This window comes from Hydrogenophaga sp. (assembly GCF_051860785.1).
In the GTDB taxonomy this organism is placed as follows: domain Bacteria; phylum Pseudomonadota; class Gammaproteobacteria; order Burkholderiales; family Burkholderiaceae_C; genus Hydrogenophaga.
In genome coordinates this window covers 1-17,322 of sequence record NZ_JBIMLB010000023.1, presented here as the reverse complement: position 1 = coordinate 17,322, position 17,322 = coordinate 1, and the positions used below count along the sequence as shown (strand labels likewise).

Genomic DNA, 17,322 nt, shown 5'->3' with positions numbered 1-17,322 from the left:
AAACTAATTGCCGAGGGAGGTTTTGAAGTTGGCCTTTTTCAGCAGCGACTCATATTGCTGCGACATCATGTAATTCTGAACCTGGGCCATGAAGTCCATGGTGACCACCACGATGATCAACAGGGAGGTACCGCCAAAATAGAACGGCACGTTGTACTTCAGGATCAGGAACTCGGGCAGCAGACAGACGGCGGTGATGTAAATGGCACCAGCCAGCGTCAGCCGCAAAAGAATCTTGTCGATATAGCGAGCGGTCTGGTCACCGGGACGAATGCCGGGAATGAACGCGCCGCTCTTCTTCAGGTTGTCTGCCGTTTCACGGCTGTTGAACACCAGCGCCGTGTAGAAGAAGCAGAAGAAAATGATGGCCGCGGCGTACAGCGCCACGTAAATCGGCTGTCCAGGCGACAGCGCCGAAGCGATGTCGCGCAGCCAACGGGTGGAATCCCCGGTGCTCACCCAGCTCACCACCGTGGTGGGCAGCAGGATGATGCTGGACGCAAAGATGGGAGGAATCACACCAGCCATGTTCAGCTTGAGCGGCAGGTGCGAGGACTGGCCCCCGTACACCTTGTTGCCCACCTGACGGCGTGCGTAATTCACCAGAATCTTGCGCTGACCGCGTTCGACAAACACCACGAAGTACGTGACCAGGATCACCAGGGCGATGATGAAGATCGACACCAGGATGTTCATGGCGCCGGTGCGCACCAGCTCCAGCAGACCGCCCACGGCACTTGGCAACCCAGCGGCAATGCCCGCGAAGATCAGGATCGAGATGCCGTTGCCCAGACCGCGTTCGGTGATCTGCTCGCCAAGCCACATCAGGAACATCGTACCGGCTACCAGGCTCACCACGGCGGTGAGGCGGAAGCCCATTCCCGGATCGATCACGAGACCAGCCTGCCCCTCCAGCGCAAGGGCAATGCCCATGGACTGGAAGATAGCCAGACCCAACGTGCCATAGCGCGTGTACTGGGTGATCTTGCGGCGACCGGCTTCGCCCTCTTTCTTCAGTTGCTCGAACGTGGGCACCACGTAAGTCATGAGCTGCATGATGATCGAGGCCGAGATGTACGGCATGATCCCCAGCGCGAACACGGTGAAGCGTGAAAGCGCGCCGCCCGAGAACATGTTGAACAGGCTCAGAATACCGCCCTGCTGCCCCTGAAACAGACGTTCCAGTTGCGCGGGGTCGATGCCGGGCACGGGGATGTGCGCCCCGATGCGGTAGACCACCAGCGCCAGCAGCAGAAAGACGAGACGGCGACGCAAGTCACCGAACTTTCCGGTTTTGGCCAGGGACGTCGAACCAGTTGCCACGAGTGCTTCCGTTCAGTTCCGGTCAGGCGGCCAGCGAGCCGCCAGCAGCTTCAATGGCCTGCTTGGCGCCGGCAGTCGCGCTGATGTCCTTGAGCGTCACCGCGCGGGTGATCTCACCGGTCTTGACGACCTTCACGCGCTTGGCCAGTTGCGACACCAGGCCGGACTGCTTCAGCACCAGCAAGTCCACTTCAGCAACTTCGAGCGCATTGAGATCTGCCAGGGTGACTTCAGCATTGAACTGCAGTTGCGCGGACTTGAAGCCACGCTTGGGCAGCCGGCGCTGCAGCGGCATCTGGCCGCCTTCGAAGCCGACCTTGTGGTAACCGCCCGAGCGGGACTTCTGACCCTTGTGGCCACGACCAGCGGTCTTGCCCAAACCGGAGCCAATGCCACGACCGACACGGCGCTTGGCATGCTTGGAGCCTTCGGAAGGCTTGATGGTGTTGAGTTGCATGTCAGTGACTCCGATCAGACGATTTTGACCAGGTAGCTGATCTTGTTGATCATGCCGCGCACGGCGGGCGTGTCCTGCAGCTCGCTGATGCTGTTGAGCTTGCGCAGGCCCAGGCCGCGAACGGTATCGCGGTGCGACTGCTTGGTACCAATGGGGCTGCGCACCAGTTGGACCTTGACGGTGTTTTGAGTGGTCATGATCGCTCCGTTCAGCCCACGATTTCTTCCACCGACTTGCCGCGCTTGGCGGCCACGTCGGCGGGGGTGGTCGAGTTCTTCAGCGCGTCCAGCGTGGCGCGCACCAGGTTGTAGGGGTTGCTCGAGCCATGGCTCTTGGCCACGACATCGGTGATGCCCAGCACTTCGAAGACCGCGCGCATCGGGCCGCCGGCAATGATGCCGGTACCCTTGGCGGCCGGCAGCATCATGACGTTCGAAGCGCCGTGCTCGCCGTGCACGCTGTGGTGCAGCGAGCCGTTCTTGAGCGAAACCTTGATCATGTTGCGACGGGCTTGTTCCATGGCTTTCTGCACGGCCACCGGCACTTCACGCGCCTTGCCCTTGCCCATGCCGACGCGACCGTCGCCATCACCGACCACGGTGAGTGCAGCGAAGCCAAGAATGCGGCCGCCCTTGACCACCTTGGTCACGCGGTTGATCGCGATCATCTTCTCGCGCAGGCCGTCTTCGTTCGCTTCGTTCTTGATGTTTGCCGTAAATTTAGCCATTTTGAATATTCCGTTTGATCAGAACTGCAGACCGGCTTCACGGGCCGCGTCTGCCAGGGCTTTCACCCGGCCGTGATAGGCAAAACCGGAGCGGTCGAAGGCCACCTTCTCGATGCCGGCGGCTTTCGCCTTCTCGGCAATGCGCTTGCCGATGATGGCGGCGGCGGCGGCATTGCCGCCCTTGCCGGCACCACCGATCTGGGCGCGCACTTCGGCTTCGGCCGTAGAGGCAGAGGCCAGCACCTTGGAGCCATCGTCGGAAATGACGTTGGCGTAGATGTGCAGGTTGGTGCGGTTCACGGTCAGGCGCACGGCACCTTGCTGTGCAATGCGGATGCGCGTTTGACGCGCGCGGCGCAGACGTTGCTCTTTCTTGGTCAACATGATCCTGATCCTTATTTCTTCTTGGTTTCCTTGATCACGACCTTCTCATCCGCATAACGGATGCCCTTGCCCTTGTAGGGCTCGGGAGGGCGAACGGCTCGCACCTCGGAAGCGATCTGGCCCACACGCTGACGGTCCGAACCCTTGATCACGATCTCGGTCGGCGTCGGCGTTTCCACCTTGATGCCGGCGGGCATGTCCATCACCACGGGGTGGGAGTAGCCAACCGTGAGGTTGAGCTTGGCACCCTGTGCCTGAGCCTTGTAGCCCACGCCCAGCAGGGTCAGCTTCTTTTCGAAACCCTTGCTCACGCCATTGACCATGTTGTTGACCAGCTGGCGCATGGTGCCCGACATGGCATTGGCTTCGCGAGATTCGTTTGCGGGAACGAAGGTCAGCACGCCGGCCTTGTTCTCCACCTTGACCAGCGCGTTCTGCGCCAGCGCCAGAGCACCCAGGGTGCCCTTGACATTGATCAGGTCGTCCTTGACCGCGACTTCCACCCCGTTGGGGACGGTGACCGGCAGTTTTCCAATACGTGACATTAGTTTCTCCTCAATGCCCGCATCAGGCGACGTAACACAGGACTTCGCCACCGACACCGGTGGCGCGCGCCTTGCGGTCGGTCATCACGCCTTGCGGAGTGGTGACGATGGCCACGCCCAGGCCGTTCTGGACCTGGGGAATGGCGTTGCGGCCGCGGTAGACGCGCAGGCCAGGACGGCTCACGCGCTCGATGCGCTCGATCACGGGACGGCCTGCGTAGTACTTCAGGGCAATCTCGAGTTCGTTCTTGCCGTCGGTGCTCTTGACCTGGAATCCGTCGATATAGCCCTCGTCCTTCAGGACCTGGGCAATCGCGGCCTTGACCTTGGAAGCCGGCATCGAAACGCTGGCCTTTTCGACCATCTGCGCGTTGCGGATGCGGGTCAACATGTCAGCGATAGGATCACTCATGCTCATTTGTGGTTCTCCTAGGGCTTACCAGCTGGCTTTGGTGATGCCGGGAATTTCACCGGCAAACGCCATTTCACGAACCTTGGCGCGAGCCAGGCCGAAGTGGGCGAAGGTGCCGCGCGGACGACCGGTGATCTCGCAGCGGTTGCGCTGACGGGTCGGATTCGAATTGCGGGGCAGCTTCTGCAGACCCAGGCGGGCCGCATCGCGCTCTTCGTCGCTCTTCTTGGCGTCGTTGGCGGTTGCCTTCAACTCGGTGTATTTCTTGGCGAACTTGGCCGCGAGCTTTTCGCGCTTGAGTTCACGTTGGAGAAGTGCTTGTTTAGCCACGCGCCACCTCAGTTCTTGAACGGGAAACGGAAACCAGCCAGAAGAGCCTTGCACTCTTCATCGTTCTTGGCGGTCGTCGTGATGCTGATGTTGAGACCGCGCAAGGCATCGACCTTGTCGTACTCGATCTCAGGGAAGATGATCTGTTCCTTGACGCCGACGTTGTAGTTGCCACGGCCGTCGAAAGAACGGCCGGAGATACCACGGAAGTCGCGCACGCGGGGCAACGCCACGGTGACGAAGCGGTCCAGGAATTCGTACATGCGGGCACCGCGCAGGGTCACCATGCAGCCGATGGCCTGCTGTTCGCGGATCTTGAAACCCGCAATGGCCTTGCGGGCCTTGGTCACCACTGGCTTCTGTCCAGCGATCTTGGTCAGGTCGCCCACGGCGTTGTCCATGACCTTCTTGTCGGCCACAGCCTCGCTCACGCCCATGTTGAGCGTGATCTTGGTGATGCGCGGCACTTCCATCGTCGACTTGTAGCCGAACTTCTTCATGAGATCCGGCGCGATGGTGTCGCGGAAAACTTCTTGCAAACGTGCCATGGTCATGCCGCCTTGATTTCTTCGCCACTGGACTTGAAGACGCGCACTTTCTTGCCGTCTGCCAGGAGCTTGATGCCCACACGATCCGCCTTGCCGGTGGCGCCATTGAAGATGGCGACGTTGGACTGGTGGATGGGCATGGTTTTCTCGATGATGCCGCCGGTTTCGCCCTTGGCAGGGTTCGGCTTGGCGTGCTTCTTGACGAGGTTCACGCCTTCGACCACCACACGGTCTTCGCTGCTGCGCAACACAACCTTGCCGCGCTTACCCTTGTCGCGCCCGGCAATCACGATGACTTCATCGCCACTACGAATCTTGTTCATGATGATTCCTCAGAGAACCTCGGGTGCCAGCGACACGATCTTCATGAACTTCTCGGTGCGCAGTTCGCGCGTGACCGGTCCGAAGATGCGGGTGCCGATGGGCTCCAGCTTGGCGTTGAGCAACACTGCAGCGTTGCCGTCGAATTTGATCAGGGCGCCGTCCTGGCGGCGAATACCCTTGGCGGTGCGCACCACCACAGCGTTGTAAACCTCGCCTTTTTTGACGCGGCCACGGGGCGCTGCTTCCTTGATGGTGACTTTGATGACGTCGCCCACGCTGGCGTAACGGCGCTTGGAGCCGCCGAGCACCTTGATGCACATCACGGACTTGGCACCCGTGTTGTCGGCAACATCGAGTCGAGATTGCGTTTGGATCATTTGATTTAAGTCCCAACTTGAATCCCTCCAGCCACCACGGCCGGAAGTGATCAGTCTTGGGCCCGTCGTTCAAGGCCCGTCCTGGCGTTGCACCAGCAGGAGCCCCTTTCGGTGGGCAGATAGCTCTCCGCCTTTTCAAGCGAAGCCGCAAATTATGGCACGGTTTGCTTTTGGCGTCAAACCACGGGCAGGTAGCGTTCGCACAACGCCTGGAAACCCGCCAGATCGGGGTCGGTTCCGAGCTCTTCTGCCAGGATGGCCGCCACGGCCGGGGCCATGCGGGCGGCCTCTCGCGCATCCAGGAACAGCACGCGCCAGCGGCGGGCGAGCACGTCCTCGACGGTCTGGGCGAACTCCACCCGTGCCGCGTGGCGCACCATGGCTTCATTCAAACCCATGCCCAGCAAATTGCCCAGACCCTTGCATTTCTGCACTTCCGCCCATTCCGACCCATAAAGGTGCATGCCCGGCGCGGCATGCAAAGGCGTAGGCGGAAGGCCTGTCATGCCGGCGCCGAGCAGGCGATGGGCGGCACTGTGTCCGCCGGGCCGTCGCGGCAGCAATTGACTGTCGAAACAGTGATCCAGAACGTCTTCGGCCATGGCGCGGTAGGTCGTCCATTTGCCGCCGGTCACGGTGACCAGCCCGTTGGCGTCGACCACGATGGTGTGCTCGCGCGACAGCGCCTGGGTGCCCCCGTCGGCCGATGCGGGCGCCGCCACCAGGGGCCGCAAGCCGACCCAGAGACTGCGGATGTCGGCGCGGCGCACCGGCCGGCTGAGCGCCTGGCCGGCCTCCGCCAGGATGAATTCGAGCTCTTCGGCAAAGGCGTCGGGCTCGCGCGGCAGATCCTTGCGGGGAGTGTCGGTGGTGCCCAGCACCAGCTTGCCGAGCCAGGGCACGGCGAAAAGCACCCTTCCGTCGCGCGTGCGCGGCACCAGCAGGGCGTGACCGCCGGGCATGAAGTTGCGGTCCACCACCACGTGCACACCCTGACTGGGGCTCACCATGTGAGAGGGTTCGCCAGCTGCCGGCGGTTGCGTGCGGTCGCGCAGTGCATCCACCCAGACGCCGGTGGCGTTGACCACACAGCGCGCGCGAACCGAGAAGGCCGCGCCGGTACGGCGGTCGAATGCCTCCAGCGTGGCCACCCGGCCTTGCCCATCGGATGCCTGGCGCACGGCCGTCACTTCGGCGTAATTGAGCACCCGGGCACCTGCGGCTTCGGCGCTGCGCGCCAGTGCCAGCGCCAATCGGGCATCGTCGAATTGCCCATCCCAGTACTTGACGCCTCCGCGCAGCCCCTCCGGGTTCACGCCCGGCAACGCCTCCATCGCCTGCTGGCGATTCAGGAACTCGGTGGGGCCCAGGCCCGCGCCACCGGCGAGCAGGTCGTACAGCTTGAGGCCCAGGCCATAGAAAGGGGTCTGCCACCAGCGGTAGGACGGCATGACGAAGGGCAGCGGCTGCGCCAGATGGGGCGCGATGCGCAACACCGTGGCGCGCTCCGCCAGCGCCTCGCGCACCAGCGCCAGGTTGCCCTGTGCGAGGTAACGCACGCCGCCGTGCAGCAACTTGGTGGAGCGAGAGGAGGTCCCTCCCGCGAAATCGTGCGACTCCAGCAGCACCACGGAAAAACCGCGCAGCGCCGCATCGAGCGCCACGCCCAGACCCGTGGCACCGCCCCCCACGATGGCCAGATCGAAATCGGGCGATGAGGTGAGCGATGCAAGCAGTTCTGCGCGTTTCATGGGTGAGAGGATGGCCCCTCGCACCTGAAAGGCGCGAGGGGCAGGTTGCTACAGGCGGCAGGGCCAGGGTTCAGCGGACCTTGCCATTCTTCCATGCGTTGAGCAGCTGGTCGTAGGCGATGGTTTCTCCCTTGGGCTTCTCATTGGCCAGCTTCTTCCAGGGCGCGGCCTTGTCGCTGAGGTACTTGTTGGGATCGCCCTTGGCGTTGAGCTTGGGCGCACAACGCTCCATGCCGGCGCGCTCCAACCGCGACATGACCTGGTCCATCTGGTCGGCAAGGCTGTCCATGGCAGCCTGAGGCGTCTTCTCGCCAGTCACCGCCTGCGCCACGTTCTGCCACCAGAGCTGGGCCAGCTTGGGGTAGTCGGGCACGTTGGTGCCGGTGGGCGTCCAGGCCACGCGCGCGGGGCTGCGGTAGAACTCCACCAGTCCGCCGAGCTTGGGCGCCATGTCGGTCATGGCCTTGCTCTGGATGTCGCTCTCGCGAATGGGCGTGAGGCCCACGATGGTCTTCTTGAGCGAGGTGGTCTTGGCGGTCACGAACTGCGCGTACAGCCAGGCCGCCGCCGTGCGGTTGGCGTCGTGCTTCTCGAAGAAGGTCCAGGAGCCCACGTCCTGGTAGCCGTTCTGCATGCCCTGCTTCCAGTACGGGCCGTTGGGGCCAGGGGCCATGCGCCACTTCGGCGTGCCATCGGCATTGACCACCGGCAGGCCGGGCTTGGTCATGTCGGCGGTGAAGGCGGTGTACCAGAAGATCTGCTGCGCGATCTGTCCTTGTGCAGGCACAGGGCCGGCTTCGCCGAAGGTCATGCCGGTGGCTTCCTTGGGCGCGTATTTCTTCATCCAGTCCACGTACTTGGTGAGCGCGTACACGGCCGCCGGTGAATTGGTAGCGCCACCCCGGGAGACGCTCGCACCCAGCGGGGTGCAGCCATCGGCCGATGCGCGAATGCCCCATTCGTCCACCGGCTTGCCATTGGGGATGCCCACGTCGGCGGTGCCGGCCATCGACAACCAGGCGTCGGTGAAGCGCCAGCCCAGCGAAGGGTCCTTCTTGCCGTAGTCCATGTGGCCATAAATCGGCTTGCCATCGATGGTCTTGACGTCGTTGGTGAAGAACTCGGCGATGTCTTCGTAGGCGCTCCAGTTCAGCGGCACGCCCAGGTCGTAGCCGTACTTGGCCTTGAACTTGTCCTTGAGGTCCTGGCGCGCGAACAGGTCGGCGCGGAACCAGTACAGGTTGGCGAACTGCTGGTCGGGCAGCTGGTAGAGCTTCTTGTCGGGTCCGGTGGTGAAGCTGGTGCCGATGAAGTCCTTGATGTCCAGGCCCGGGTTGGTGAACTCCTTGCCCTTGCCGGCCATGTAGTCGGTCAGGTTCATGATCTTGCCGTAGCGGTAGTGCGTGCCGATCAGGTCGGAATCGCTGATCCAGCCGTCGTAGATCGACTTGCCCGATTGCATGGAAGTCTGCAGTTTCTCCACGACATCGCCTTCTTGAATGAGGTCGTGCTTGACGGTGATGCCGGTGATTTCGGTGAAGGCCCTGGCCAGTGTCTTGCTCTCGTACTCATGCGTGGTGATGGTCTCGGAAACCACCGAGATCTCCTTCACGCCTTTGGCCTTGAGCTTGGCCGCGGCGTCGATGAACCACTTCATCTCGGTGGCCTGCTGGGCCTTGCTCAGGGTGGAAGGCTGGAATTCGCTGTCGATCCACCTTTTGGCGGCGGCCTCGTCGGCCCACGCGGGCAGAGAGCCCATGGCCATCAGCGCGGCCATGGCCAGGACGGTATGTCTCAATTTCATGCTGTCTCCTCTAGCGATGTGCTTCCCCGGTGTGTGACAGGTCTCGGCCCCGGGGAAACAATGGGCCGAATGCCGGAATGGAAACCGATTCAGCCTTTTCGCAGCGCCAGCAACAGCCAGCCCATGGACACCACAAAGGCCCACCAGATGCTGGGCTCCTGCTCCAGCGAGAACCATTGCGTGAACCATCCCGCCATGCCGATGAAGGCCAGGTTGATGTAGGCAGCGCCGAGCAGGCCGATGAACAGGCGGTCGCCGCGCGTGGTAGCCATGGGCAGGAAGCCTTTGCGCTCAACGGTGGGCGACTTGATTTCCCACACCGTCATGCCGACCAGCATGAGCCCGATGCAGGTGAAGAAAATGGCCACTGGGGTGGTCCAGACCATCCAGCTGAACATGTCAGACCCTCCCCATGGCAAAGCCCTTGGCGATGTAGTGCCGCACGAACCAGATCACGATCGCGCCCGGCACGATCGTGAGCACGCCCGCGGCGGCCAGCGTGGCCCAGTCCATGCCGCTGGCGCTCACGGTGCGCGTCATGGTGGCCACGATGGGCTTGGCGTTCACGCTGGTGAGCGTGCGCGCGAGCAACAGCTCCACCCAGCTGAACATGAAGCAGAAAAACGCCGCCACACCCACGCCCGCCTTGATGAGCGGCAGGAAGATGGTGAAGAAGAAACGCGGAAAGCTGTAGCCGTCGATGTAGGCGGTCTCGTCGATCTCGCGCGGGATGCCGCTCATGAAGCCTTCGAGAATCCACACCGCCAGTGGCACGTTGAACAGCAGGTGCGCCATGGCCACGGCGATGTGTGTGTCCATCAGGCCCAGCGTGGTGTAGAGCTGAAAGAACGGCAACAGGAACACCGCGGGCGGTGTCATGCGGTTGGTGAGCAGCCAGAAGAACACGTGCTTGTCACCCAGAAAACGGTAGCGGGAGAACGCGTAGGCCGCCGGCAGTGCCACGGTGAGCGAGATCACCGTGTTGATGCCCACGTAGATCAGGCTGTTGATGTAACCCGAGTACCACGACGGGTCGATGAAGATGGTCTGGTAGTTGGCCCAGGTGAATTCGGCCGGCCAGAGCGTGAACGAGGAGAGGATCTCCTGGTTGGTCTTGAAGCTCATGTTGACCATCCAGTAGATGGGCAACAGGGCAAAGATCAGGTAGGCGATGAGGAACAGCGTCCTCTTCCTGAAGCGCCGGTTATCCATGGAGCCCCCTTGACGCTGCGCGCCATCCCCCCAGGGGAGAGCAATTTTTCTTGAGGCGGCTCGGCGAAAAATCATCCATGTCCCTGCTCCTTCTCGGACGTGCCCAGGCTCTGCATCCAGTTGTAGAGCACGAAGCAGAACAGCAGGATGATGAGGAAATAGATCAGCGAGAACGCCGCCGCCGGGCCGAGGTCGAACTGGCCGACGGCCTTGGTGGTGAGGTACTGCGAGAGGAAGGTGGTGGCGTTGCCGGGGCCACCGCCGGTGAGCACGAAGGGCTCGGTGTAGATCATGAAGCTGTCCATGAAGCGCAGCAGCACCGCGATCATCAGCACACCGCGCATCTTGGGCAGCTGGATGTAGCGGAACACCGCCCACTTGCTCGCGCCGTCGATGGCGGCGGCCTGGTAGTAGGCGTCGGGAATGCTGCGCAGCCCCGCGAAAGCCAGCAGCGCGACCAGCGGTGTCCAGTGCCACACATCCATCATGAGCACCGTCCACCACGCGTGCACGGGGTTGCCGGTGTAGCTGTAGTCCATGCCCGCCCATTGCAGGAAGTAACCCAGCAAGCCGATGTCGGCGCGGCCGAAGATCTGCCAGATGGTGCCGACCACGTTCCAGGGAATGAGCAGCGACAGCGCCACCAGCACCAGCACGGCCGACGATTTCCAGCCCTGCGCGGGCATGGACAGCGCCAGTGCGATGCCGAGCGGAATCTCGACCACCAACACCGCCAGCGAGAACTGGATCTGCCGCCACAGCGCCAGGTGCAGTTCCTCGTCGCGCATCACGGCGGCGAACCACTCGGTGCCGACGAACACGCGCCGATCGGGCGAGAGCACGTCCTGGACCGAGTAGTTCACCACCGTCATCAGCGGCAACACGGCAGAAAACGCCACACAGAGAATGACCGGCAGCACGAGCCACCACGCCTTCTGGTTCACGGGTTTGGTGGTCGCGCTCATTGGATCAATACCTCATCCTGGTAGAAGCAGGTGTGCTGGCCGAGCACGCGAAGGTGCACCGTGTCGCCCACCGCCGGCAGCACGGCCTCGGGCGCCAGTCGGCACTTGAGGCGGTGTTCACCCACTTCGCAGGTGACCATCACGTAAGTACCGATGTCCTGCACCCGCGTCACTTTCGCGGGCAGGGTGTCGGGCTCGCCGGCCTCGCCCAGTGACAGGTATTCGGGACGAATGCCGAGCTTGATCGGCCCCTCGGGCAACACATGGCCACGGGTCAGCGCCAGCGGGTGGTCCAGCACCACCAAACCACCACGCACGCTGGTGGCTGGCAGGAAGTTCATGCCTGGCGAGCCGATGAAGTGACCGACGAAGGTGTGTGCCGGCCGCTCGAACAGCGCCTCGGCCGAGCCCACCTGCACCGCCCGGCCACGCGTCATCACCACGACCTCGTCGGCAAAGGTCAGCGCCTCCACCTGGTCGTGCGTCACATAGATCAGCGTGAGCTTGAGTTCGTGGTGGATCTGTTTGAGCTTGCGCCGCAGTTGCCATTTCAGGTGCGGGTCGATCACCGTGAGTGGCTCGTCGAACAGCACTGCCGACACGTCCGAGCGCACCAGGCCACGACCCAGCGAGATCTTCTGCTTCTGGTCGGCAGACAGGTTGGCCGCGCGCTGGTCCAGCTGGTGGCTCATCTCCAGCATCTCGGCGATGCGCCCTACCTGCACCCGGATCTCGGCTTCCGGCACCTTGCGGTTGCGCAGCGGGAACGCCAGGTTCTGCGCCACGGTCATGGTGTCGTAGATCACCGGGAACTGGAACACCTGCGCGATGTTGCGCTGCTGCGGACTCTGGCGCGTCACGTCCTTGCCGTTGAAGTGCACCGTCCCCGTGCACGGCACCAGCAAGCCCGACATGATGTTGAGCATGGTGGTCTTGCCGCAGCCCGAGGGACCGAGCAACGCATAGGCGCCACCGTCTTCGAAGGTCATCTTCAACGGCAACAGCGCGTAGTCCTCGTCCGCCTTCGGGTTCGGCTTGTAGGCATGCGCCAGGTCGAGTTCGATGCGGGCCATCAGCGTGCCCCTCCTGGCCGAGCCGGCGCGTGCACGAGCGGTCCTTCTGCGTCGAAGACGAAGAGGCTCGCGGGCTGCAGGTACAGCGTGATCGGGTCACCGAGCGGGCAGTCGTGCACGCCGGAGAGCTGGGCCACCAGTTCGCCCACCGCGGTGTGCACGTGCACGAAGGTGTCGGAGCCGGCGATCTCGGCCAGCTCGACGCGCCCCGCCAAGGCCACGTCACCGGGCCGCGCGACCACGCGCAGACCGCCGGCGCGCAGGCCGAGCGTGAGGCGCGCCGGCGCGTCGGGCGGCAGGGACAGCGGCCACACCTCGCCGCCTGGCACCCGCACGCCACCGGCCACCGCCTCAGCGGCCATCAGGTTCATGGGTGGATCGCTGAAGGCGCGCGCCACGCGGATGCTCTGCGGCGTGTGAAACACCTCGGCCGTCGGGCCGTACTGCAGCAGCTCGCCCGCGTCCATCACCGCCGTGTAGCCCCCCAGCAGCAGCGCTTCGCCCGGCTCGGTGGTGGCGTACACCACGGTGGCATCGCCGCTGGCGAACAGTTGCGTGAGCTCCTCGCGCAGTTCCTCCCTCAGCTTGTAGTCCAGGTTCACCAGGGGCTCGTCGAACAGCATCAGCGGCGCGCGCTTGGCCAGTGCGCGGGCCAGCGCCACGCGCTGTTGCTGGCCACCCGAGAGTTCGGCGGGCAGGCGGTCCAGGAACATCTCGATGTGGAGCCGCTCAGCGAGTTCGCGCACGCGCTGGTCCACATCACGTTCACCGCGCAGGCGCATCGGCGAAGCGATGTTCTGCGCCACCGTCATCGACGGGTAGTTGACGAACTGCTGGTAGACCATGGCCACGTTGCGCTGGCGCACCGGCACGCGCGTCACGTCCACACCATCGGCCACCACCCGGCCGGTGCTGGCCACATCCAGGCCAGCCATCACGCGCATCAGGCTGGTCTTGCCCGCCTGCGTGGCACCCAGCAGCACCGTAACGGCGCGCGGCGCCAGGGTCAGGCTTTGCGGGTAGAGGTGGACGGCAGGCCCGACGGTCTTGCCCACTTGCTCCAGAGAAAGCTGCATTCGAATCCCTGTGTGAAAAACCGCACACCTGCTGAAAGGGGCACGATTCGTTTCAGCGATTCTATTGTTCGTTTATGTTCCTTTTTATTCGGTACTTACCCTGACTGGGGCCCAAAAAAATTCCGTTATGTTCGGGTAGCTTTGACCCAGACGCCCGCCCTCCCCCGATGAACCTCAATCCCCGACACACCCAGTTGCTCGACGAAGTGCGCGCACACGGCCCACAGACCATCGAGGCTTTGGCCGACCGTTTCGGCGTCACCCTGCAGACCGTGCGCCGGGACGTTCAGCGCCTGGCCGAGGCTGGCCTGCTGTCGCGCTTCCATGGCGGCGTGCGGCAGCCGGGCTCCACCACGGAGAACATCGCCTACCGCCAGCGCCAGGCCATGCAGTCGGACGCGAAGACGCGCATTGCGCGTGCCGTGGCGCGGCGCGTGCCCAACGGCTGCTCGCTGATCATGAACATCGGCACCACCATCGAAGCCGTGGCGCGCGAACTGCATCACCACCGCGGCCTGCGCGTGATCACCAACAACCTGCACATCGCTTCGCTCATGAGCACGCACCCGGACTGCGAGGTGATCGTGGCTGGTGGCCAGGTGCGCAGCGCCGACCAGGGCATCGTGGGCGAGGCCACGGTGGACTTCATGCGCCAGTTCAAGGTCGACATCGGCCTGATCGGCATCAGCGGCATCGAGGCCGATGGTTCGCTGCGCGACTTCGACTACCGCGAGGTGAAGGTCGCGCGCGCCATCGTCGAACAATCCCGAGAGGTGTGGCTGGCGGCCGACCACAGCAAGTTCAACCGCCCGGCCATGGTGGAACTGGCCCGGCTGGACGACCTGGACGTGGTGTTCACCGACCTGCCCCCGCCCCCGCCTTTCGACGAACTGCTCGCGCTGGGCAACGTCGAATGTGTGATCACCGGCGTCTCCACCGACAACGCCTGAGACCTTCCACATGACCTACCTGCTGGCCCTGGACCAGGGCACCTCCAGCTCGCGCACCATTGTTTTCGACGGCGCAGGCCGCGTGGTGACCATGGCGCAACGCGAGTTCGCCCAGATCTACCCGAAGCCAGGCTGGGTCGAACACAACCCGCTCGACCTGTGGCAGACGCAGCTGGAAACCGCGCGCGAGGCGCTCCAGCAAGCGAAGCTGCGCGCAGAGCAGATCCAGGCGGTGGGCATCACCAACCAGCGCGAAACCACGCTCGTGTGGAACCGCAAGACCGGCGAGCCCGTGTACAACGCCATCGTCTGGCAGGACCGCCGGGCCGAGGACACCTGCGCCGCGTTGCGCGAGCAGGGCCATGAGGACACCGTGCGGCAGAAGACCGGGCTGCGCATCGACGCCTATTTCTCCGGCACCAAGCTCAAGTGGATTCTCGACAATGTGCCGGGCGTGCGCGCACAGGCCGAGCGCGGCGAGCTTGCTTTCGGCACGGTGGACACCTGGCTGATCTGGCAGCTCACGGGCGGCCAGCGCCATGTCACCGACTTCAGCAACGCGTCCCGCACGCTGCTGTTCAACGTCCACAGCCGCCAGTGGGACGAAGAACTCATGGCCTTGCTCGACATCCCGCGCAGCCTGATGCCCGAGGCCCTGCCCTCCAGCGCCCCTTTCGGTCGCATGCGGGCCGAGTGGCTGGGTGCACCACTGGAGGTCGGCGGCGTGGCCGGCGATCAGCAGAGTGCGCTGTTCGGCCAGGCCTGCTTCCAGGCCGGCATGGCCAAGAACACCTATGGCACGGGCTGCTTCATGCTCATGCACACCGGTGAGCGGTTCCAGACCAGCGAGAACGGCCTGATCACCACGGCTGCCGCCCAGCGCGATGGAACGCCGCAGTACGCGCTGGAAGGCAGCGTGTTCATCGGCGGCGCGGTGGTGCAATGGCTGCGCGACGGGCTGCGCGCCATCGAGGCCAGCAGCGAGGTGCAGGCGCTGGCCGAGAGCGTGCCCGATGCCGGCGGCGTGGTGCTGGTGCCGGCCTTCACCGGCCTGGGCGCACCCTACTGGCAACCGGACGCGCGCGGCAGCATCACCGGCATCACGCGCGGCACCACCATGGCCCACATTGCGCGCGCGGCGCTGGAGAGCATCGCCTTCCAGAGCGCGGCCTTGCTCGAAGCCATGAGTCGCGACGCCGTGGCTGCGGGCGGCGTGCCGGTGCGCGAACTGCGGGTGGATGGCGGCGCCTGCGTGAACAACCTGCTGATGCAGTTCCAGGCCGATCTGCTGGGCATCCCGGTGGTGCGGCCGGAAGTGATCGAGACCACCGCGCTGGGGGCGGCCTACCTGGCCGGCCTGCAGGCGGGCGTGTACAGCGGGACGGACGAACTGTCCGCACAGTGGCGTGCCGAGCGGACCTTCCAGCCGGCCATGCCGCGCGAACAGGCACAGGAGAAGATGGCGCAATGGGAGCGGGCCGTGCGGCAGAGCACCCGACAATAGCCGCATGAACACGTCCACCTCACCCACCATCACCTTCATCGGCGGCGGCAACATGGCCAGCGCCATCGTCGGCGGCCTGCTGCGCCAGGGCCATCCGGCCAACGCCGTGCAGGTGGTCGAGCCTTTTGACGAGCAACGCGCGAAACTCGCGCAGCAATTCCCCGGCGTGACCCTGCTGCCCGAAAGCAGCGGGCTCCAGAAGGCCTCCGATCTGGTGGTCTGGGCCGTCAAGCCGCAAACGTTCAAGGCCGCTGCGCTGGCCAGTCAAACCCACCTGGGTGGCGCACTGCACCTGAGCGTGGCTGCCGGCATCACCAGCGACAGCATTTCGGCCTGGCTGCAGACGCAGCGCGTCGTGCGCGCCATGCCCAACACGCCCGCACTCGTGGGCCTGGGCATGACCGGCCTGTTCGCGCGCGAAGGCGCGAGCGCGGCGGACCGTGGTCTTGTGGAGACCGTGGTGAAAACCACCGGCGAACTGGTGTGGGTCACGGCAGAAGCGCAACTCGACGCCGTGACCGCGCTGTCGGGCTCGGGTCCCGCCTATGTGTTCTATTTCCTCGAGGCCATGCGCGACGCGGGCAGCCGCATGGGACTGCCACCCGAAGTGGCCTACCAGCTTGCTGTAGGAACCTTCGTGGGGGCCGCCACGCTGGCTCAGCGCTCCGAAGATCCGCCGCAGACGCTGCGCGAGCGCGTCACCTCCAAGGGCGGCACGACCTACGCCGCACTCACGTCGATGGAGTCGGCGGGTGTGAAAGCCAGGTTTGAAGAGGCGTTGTTCGCCGCGCAAAAACGCGCGGAGGAACTTGGCCGCGAGTTCGGCAAGTAACTCACGCGGGCTCGCGGACGCCGTGTGCACTCCTCCGCGGCTGTCCCCCGGCGGCTGGAGCCGCCTCGAGGGTTAAGCGCGATCATGTTGATGTGAGTTGAATGTCCGCTTCTGGCGGCGGATTCAACCGGTCGACGCAACACATTCGCTGAACATCTCAGCGGGTGTGTGGAAGCCGAGCGTCTTGCGCGGCCTCTCGTTCAATTGTCTCGCGATCGCGTTGAGCTGAAGCTGTGAGAACCCCGAGATATCCATACCCTTGGGCATGTACTGCCTGAGCAGCCCGTTCGTGTTCTCGTTGCTTCCGCGTTGCCACGGGCTTTGTGGATCGCAGAAATAGACCTGGATGTCCGTGGCGACCGTGAACTGCTTGTGCGCATGCATCTCCGTGCCTCTATCCCAGGTCAGTGACTTGTAGAGCTCTTGCGGCAGTTTTCGGGCGTTCTTGATGAGCGCGTTGACGACCGTTTGCGAGTCTTTGCCATCCAGCTTCACCAACATTACGTATCGCGTTTGACGCTCGACCAATGTCGCGATCTGGCTCTTGCCACTGCCAAAGACCAGGTCCCCTTCCCAGTGACCTGGTACCGCTCGGTCTGCAGCGCAGGCGGGGCGCTCGCTGATCGAAACAGCATCGGCGATCTGTCCGTGAATGGCTGTCTTCTGCGTGTAGTGACGAGATCGACGCATCCCGCGGGTGCGCCTGAGGTGCGCCAACAGTTCCTTCT

At 64.0% G+C, this 17,322-nt stretch carries 22 protein-coding genes; 3 read left to right on the top strand and 19 right to left on the bottom strand.

Annotated elements, in window-relative coordinates; all coding sequences use genetic code 11:
* Positions 1–3: 3 nt before the first annotated feature.
* From secY to ACTIF6_RS22580, 18 genes are all read right to left on the bottom strand, one after another.
* Positions 4–1,323 (bottom strand): preprotein translocase subunit SecY, encoded by a 1,320-nt coding sequence (gene secY / locus ACTIF6_RS22665; protein WP_439590016.1) that lies wholly within the window; start codon positions 1,321–1,323, stop codon positions 4–6.
* 22 nt (positions 1,324–1,345) lie between these two features.
* The gene (rplO, locus tag ACTIF6_RS22660) at positions 1,346–1,780 is read right to left on the bottom strand and encodes a 50S ribosomal protein L15 (RefSeq protein ID WP_439590015.1); all 435 of its coding nucleotides are present in this window, start codon (positions 1,778–1,780) and stop codon (positions 1,346–1,348) included.
* Between the two features lie 14 nt (positions 1,781–1,794).
* Positions 1,795–1,977 (bottom strand): 50S ribosomal protein L30, encoded by a 183-nt coding sequence (gene rpmD / locus ACTIF6_RS22655; RefSeq protein WP_086122376.1) that lies wholly within the window; start codon positions 1,975–1,977, stop codon positions 1,795–1,797.
* Between the two features lie 11 nt (positions 1,978–1,988).
* Positions 1,989–2,507: a 30S ribosomal protein S5 gene (rpsE, locus tag ACTIF6_RS22650; protein ID WP_086122375.1), complete on the bottom strand. Its 519-nt coding sequence runs from the start codon at positions 2,505–2,507 to the stop codon at positions 1,989–1,991.
* A gap of 18 nt (positions 2,508–2,525) precedes the next feature.
* Positions 2,526–2,891, bottom strand: a complete 366-nt coding sequence (gene rplR, locus ACTIF6_RS22645) for a 50S ribosomal protein L18 (RefSeq protein WP_086122374.1) — start codon at positions 2,889–2,891, stop codon at positions 2,526–2,528.
* An 11-nt stretch (positions 2,892–2,902) separates the two neighbouring features.
* Complete coding sequence (rplF, locus tag ACTIF6_RS22640) at positions 2,903–3,436, bottom strand: 50S ribosomal protein L6 (protein ID WP_086122373.1); 534 nt, start codon at positions 3,434–3,436, stop codon at positions 2,903–2,905.
* Positions 3,437–3,458: 22 nt separating this feature from the next.
* Positions 3,459–3,854, bottom strand: coding sequence for a 30S ribosomal protein S8 (rpsH, locus tag ACTIF6_RS22635; RefSeq protein WP_086122372.1), 396 nt, complete (start codon positions 3,852–3,854; stop codon positions 3,459–3,461).
* An 18-nt stretch (positions 3,855–3,872) separates the two neighbouring features.
* A complete protein-coding gene (gene rpsN / locus ACTIF6_RS22630) occupies positions 3,873–4,178 on the bottom strand; it encodes a 30S ribosomal protein S14 (RefSeq protein ID WP_086122371.1) in 306 nt (101 codons plus the stop codon).
* 8 nt (positions 4,179–4,186) lie between these two features.
* Complete coding sequence (rplE, locus tag ACTIF6_RS22625) at positions 4,187–4,726, bottom strand: 50S ribosomal protein L5 (protein WP_297396180.1); 540 nt, start codon at positions 4,724–4,726, stop codon at positions 4,187–4,189.
* A 2-nt stretch (positions 4,727–4,728) separates the two neighbouring features.
* The gene (gene rplX / locus ACTIF6_RS22620; protein ID WP_439590014.1) at positions 4,729–5,049 is read right to left on the bottom strand and encodes a 50S ribosomal protein L24; all 321 of its coding nucleotides are present in this window, start codon (positions 5,047–5,049) and stop codon (positions 4,729–4,731) included.
* Between the two features lie 9 nt (positions 5,050–5,058).
* A complete protein-coding gene (gene rplN / locus ACTIF6_RS22615; protein WP_056268999.1) occupies positions 5,059–5,427 on the bottom strand; it encodes a 50S ribosomal protein L14 in 369 nt (122 codons plus the stop codon).
* Between the two features lie 176 nt (positions 5,428–5,603).
* Complete coding sequence (locus ACTIF6_RS22610; RefSeq protein WP_439590013.1) at positions 5,604–7,178, bottom strand: FAD-dependent oxidoreductase; 1,575 nt, start codon at positions 7,176–7,178, stop codon at positions 5,604–5,606.
* Positions 7,179–7,248: 70 nt separating this feature from the next.
* The gene (locus tag ACTIF6_RS22605; protein ID WP_439590012.1) at positions 7,249–8,982 is read right to left on the bottom strand and encodes an ABC transporter substrate-binding protein; all 1,734 of its coding nucleotides are present in this window, start codon (positions 8,980–8,982) and stop codon (positions 7,249–7,251) included.
* A gap of 89 nt (positions 8,983–9,071) precedes the next feature.
* The gene (locus tag ACTIF6_RS22600; protein ID WP_439590011.1) at positions 9,072–9,380 is read right to left on the bottom strand and encodes a DUF2160 domain-containing protein; all 309 of its coding nucleotides are present in this window, start codon (positions 9,378–9,380) and stop codon (positions 9,072–9,074) included.
* Position 9,381: 1 nt separating this feature from the next.
* Positions 9,382–10,194, bottom strand: a complete 813-nt coding sequence (locus tag ACTIF6_RS22595; protein WP_439590010.1) for a carbohydrate ABC transporter permease — start codon at positions 10,192–10,194, stop codon at positions 9,382–9,384.
* A gap of 71 nt (positions 10,195–10,265) precedes the next feature.
* Complete coding sequence (locus ACTIF6_RS22590) at positions 10,266–11,159, bottom strand: carbohydrate ABC transporter permease (RefSeq protein ID WP_439590009.1); 894 nt, start codon at positions 11,157–11,159, stop codon at positions 10,266–10,268.
* Entirely contained in the window at positions 11,156–12,232 is a 1,077-nt protein-coding gene (locus ACTIF6_RS22585; RefSeq protein ID WP_439590008.1) for an ABC transporter ATP-binding protein, read from the bottom strand. The genes ACTIF6_RS22590 and ACTIF6_RS22585 overlap by 4 nt, the downstream gene beginning before the upstream one ends.
* The gene (locus ACTIF6_RS22580) at positions 12,232–13,308 is read right to left on the bottom strand and encodes an ABC transporter ATP-binding protein (protein WP_439590007.1); all 1,077 of its coding nucleotides are present in this window, start codon (positions 13,306–13,308) and stop codon (positions 12,232–12,234) included. Before ACTIF6_RS22580 ends, ACTIF6_RS22585 begins: the two co-directional genes overlap by 1 nt.
* A gap of 167 nt (positions 13,309–13,475) precedes the next feature.
* Here ACTIF6_RS22580 and ACTIF6_RS22575 point away from each other — a divergent pair, with 167 nt between their 5' ends.
* From ACTIF6_RS22575 to proC, 3 genes are read left to right on the top strand one after another with little or no spacing between them, the layout of a single operon-like run.
* On the top strand, positions 13,476–14,258 hold the full coding sequence (locus tag ACTIF6_RS22575) for a DeoR/GlpR family DNA-binding transcription regulator (protein ID WP_439590006.1): 783 nt from the start codon (positions 13,476–13,478) through the stop codon (positions 14,256–14,258).
* 10 nt (positions 14,259–14,268) lie between these two features.
* On the top strand, positions 14,269–15,762 hold the full coding sequence (glpK, locus tag ACTIF6_RS22570) for a glycerol kinase GlpK (RefSeq protein ID WP_439590005.1): 1,494 nt from the start codon (positions 14,269–14,271) through the stop codon (positions 15,760–15,762).
* Between the two features lie 4 nt (positions 15,763–15,766).
* On the top strand, positions 15,767–16,594 hold the full coding sequence (proC, locus tag ACTIF6_RS22565; protein ID WP_439590004.1) for a pyrroline-5-carboxylate reductase: 828 nt from the start codon (positions 15,767–15,769) through the stop codon (positions 16,592–16,594).
* Positions 16,595–16,717: 123 nt separating this feature from the next.
* On the opposite strand, the gene ACTIF6_RS22560 is transcribed toward proC, so the two are convergent.
* Positions 16,718–17,322: IS30 family transposase (locus ACTIF6_RS22560; protein ID WP_439590003.1), on the bottom strand; the 605-nt coding region annotated here is incomplete at its 5' end.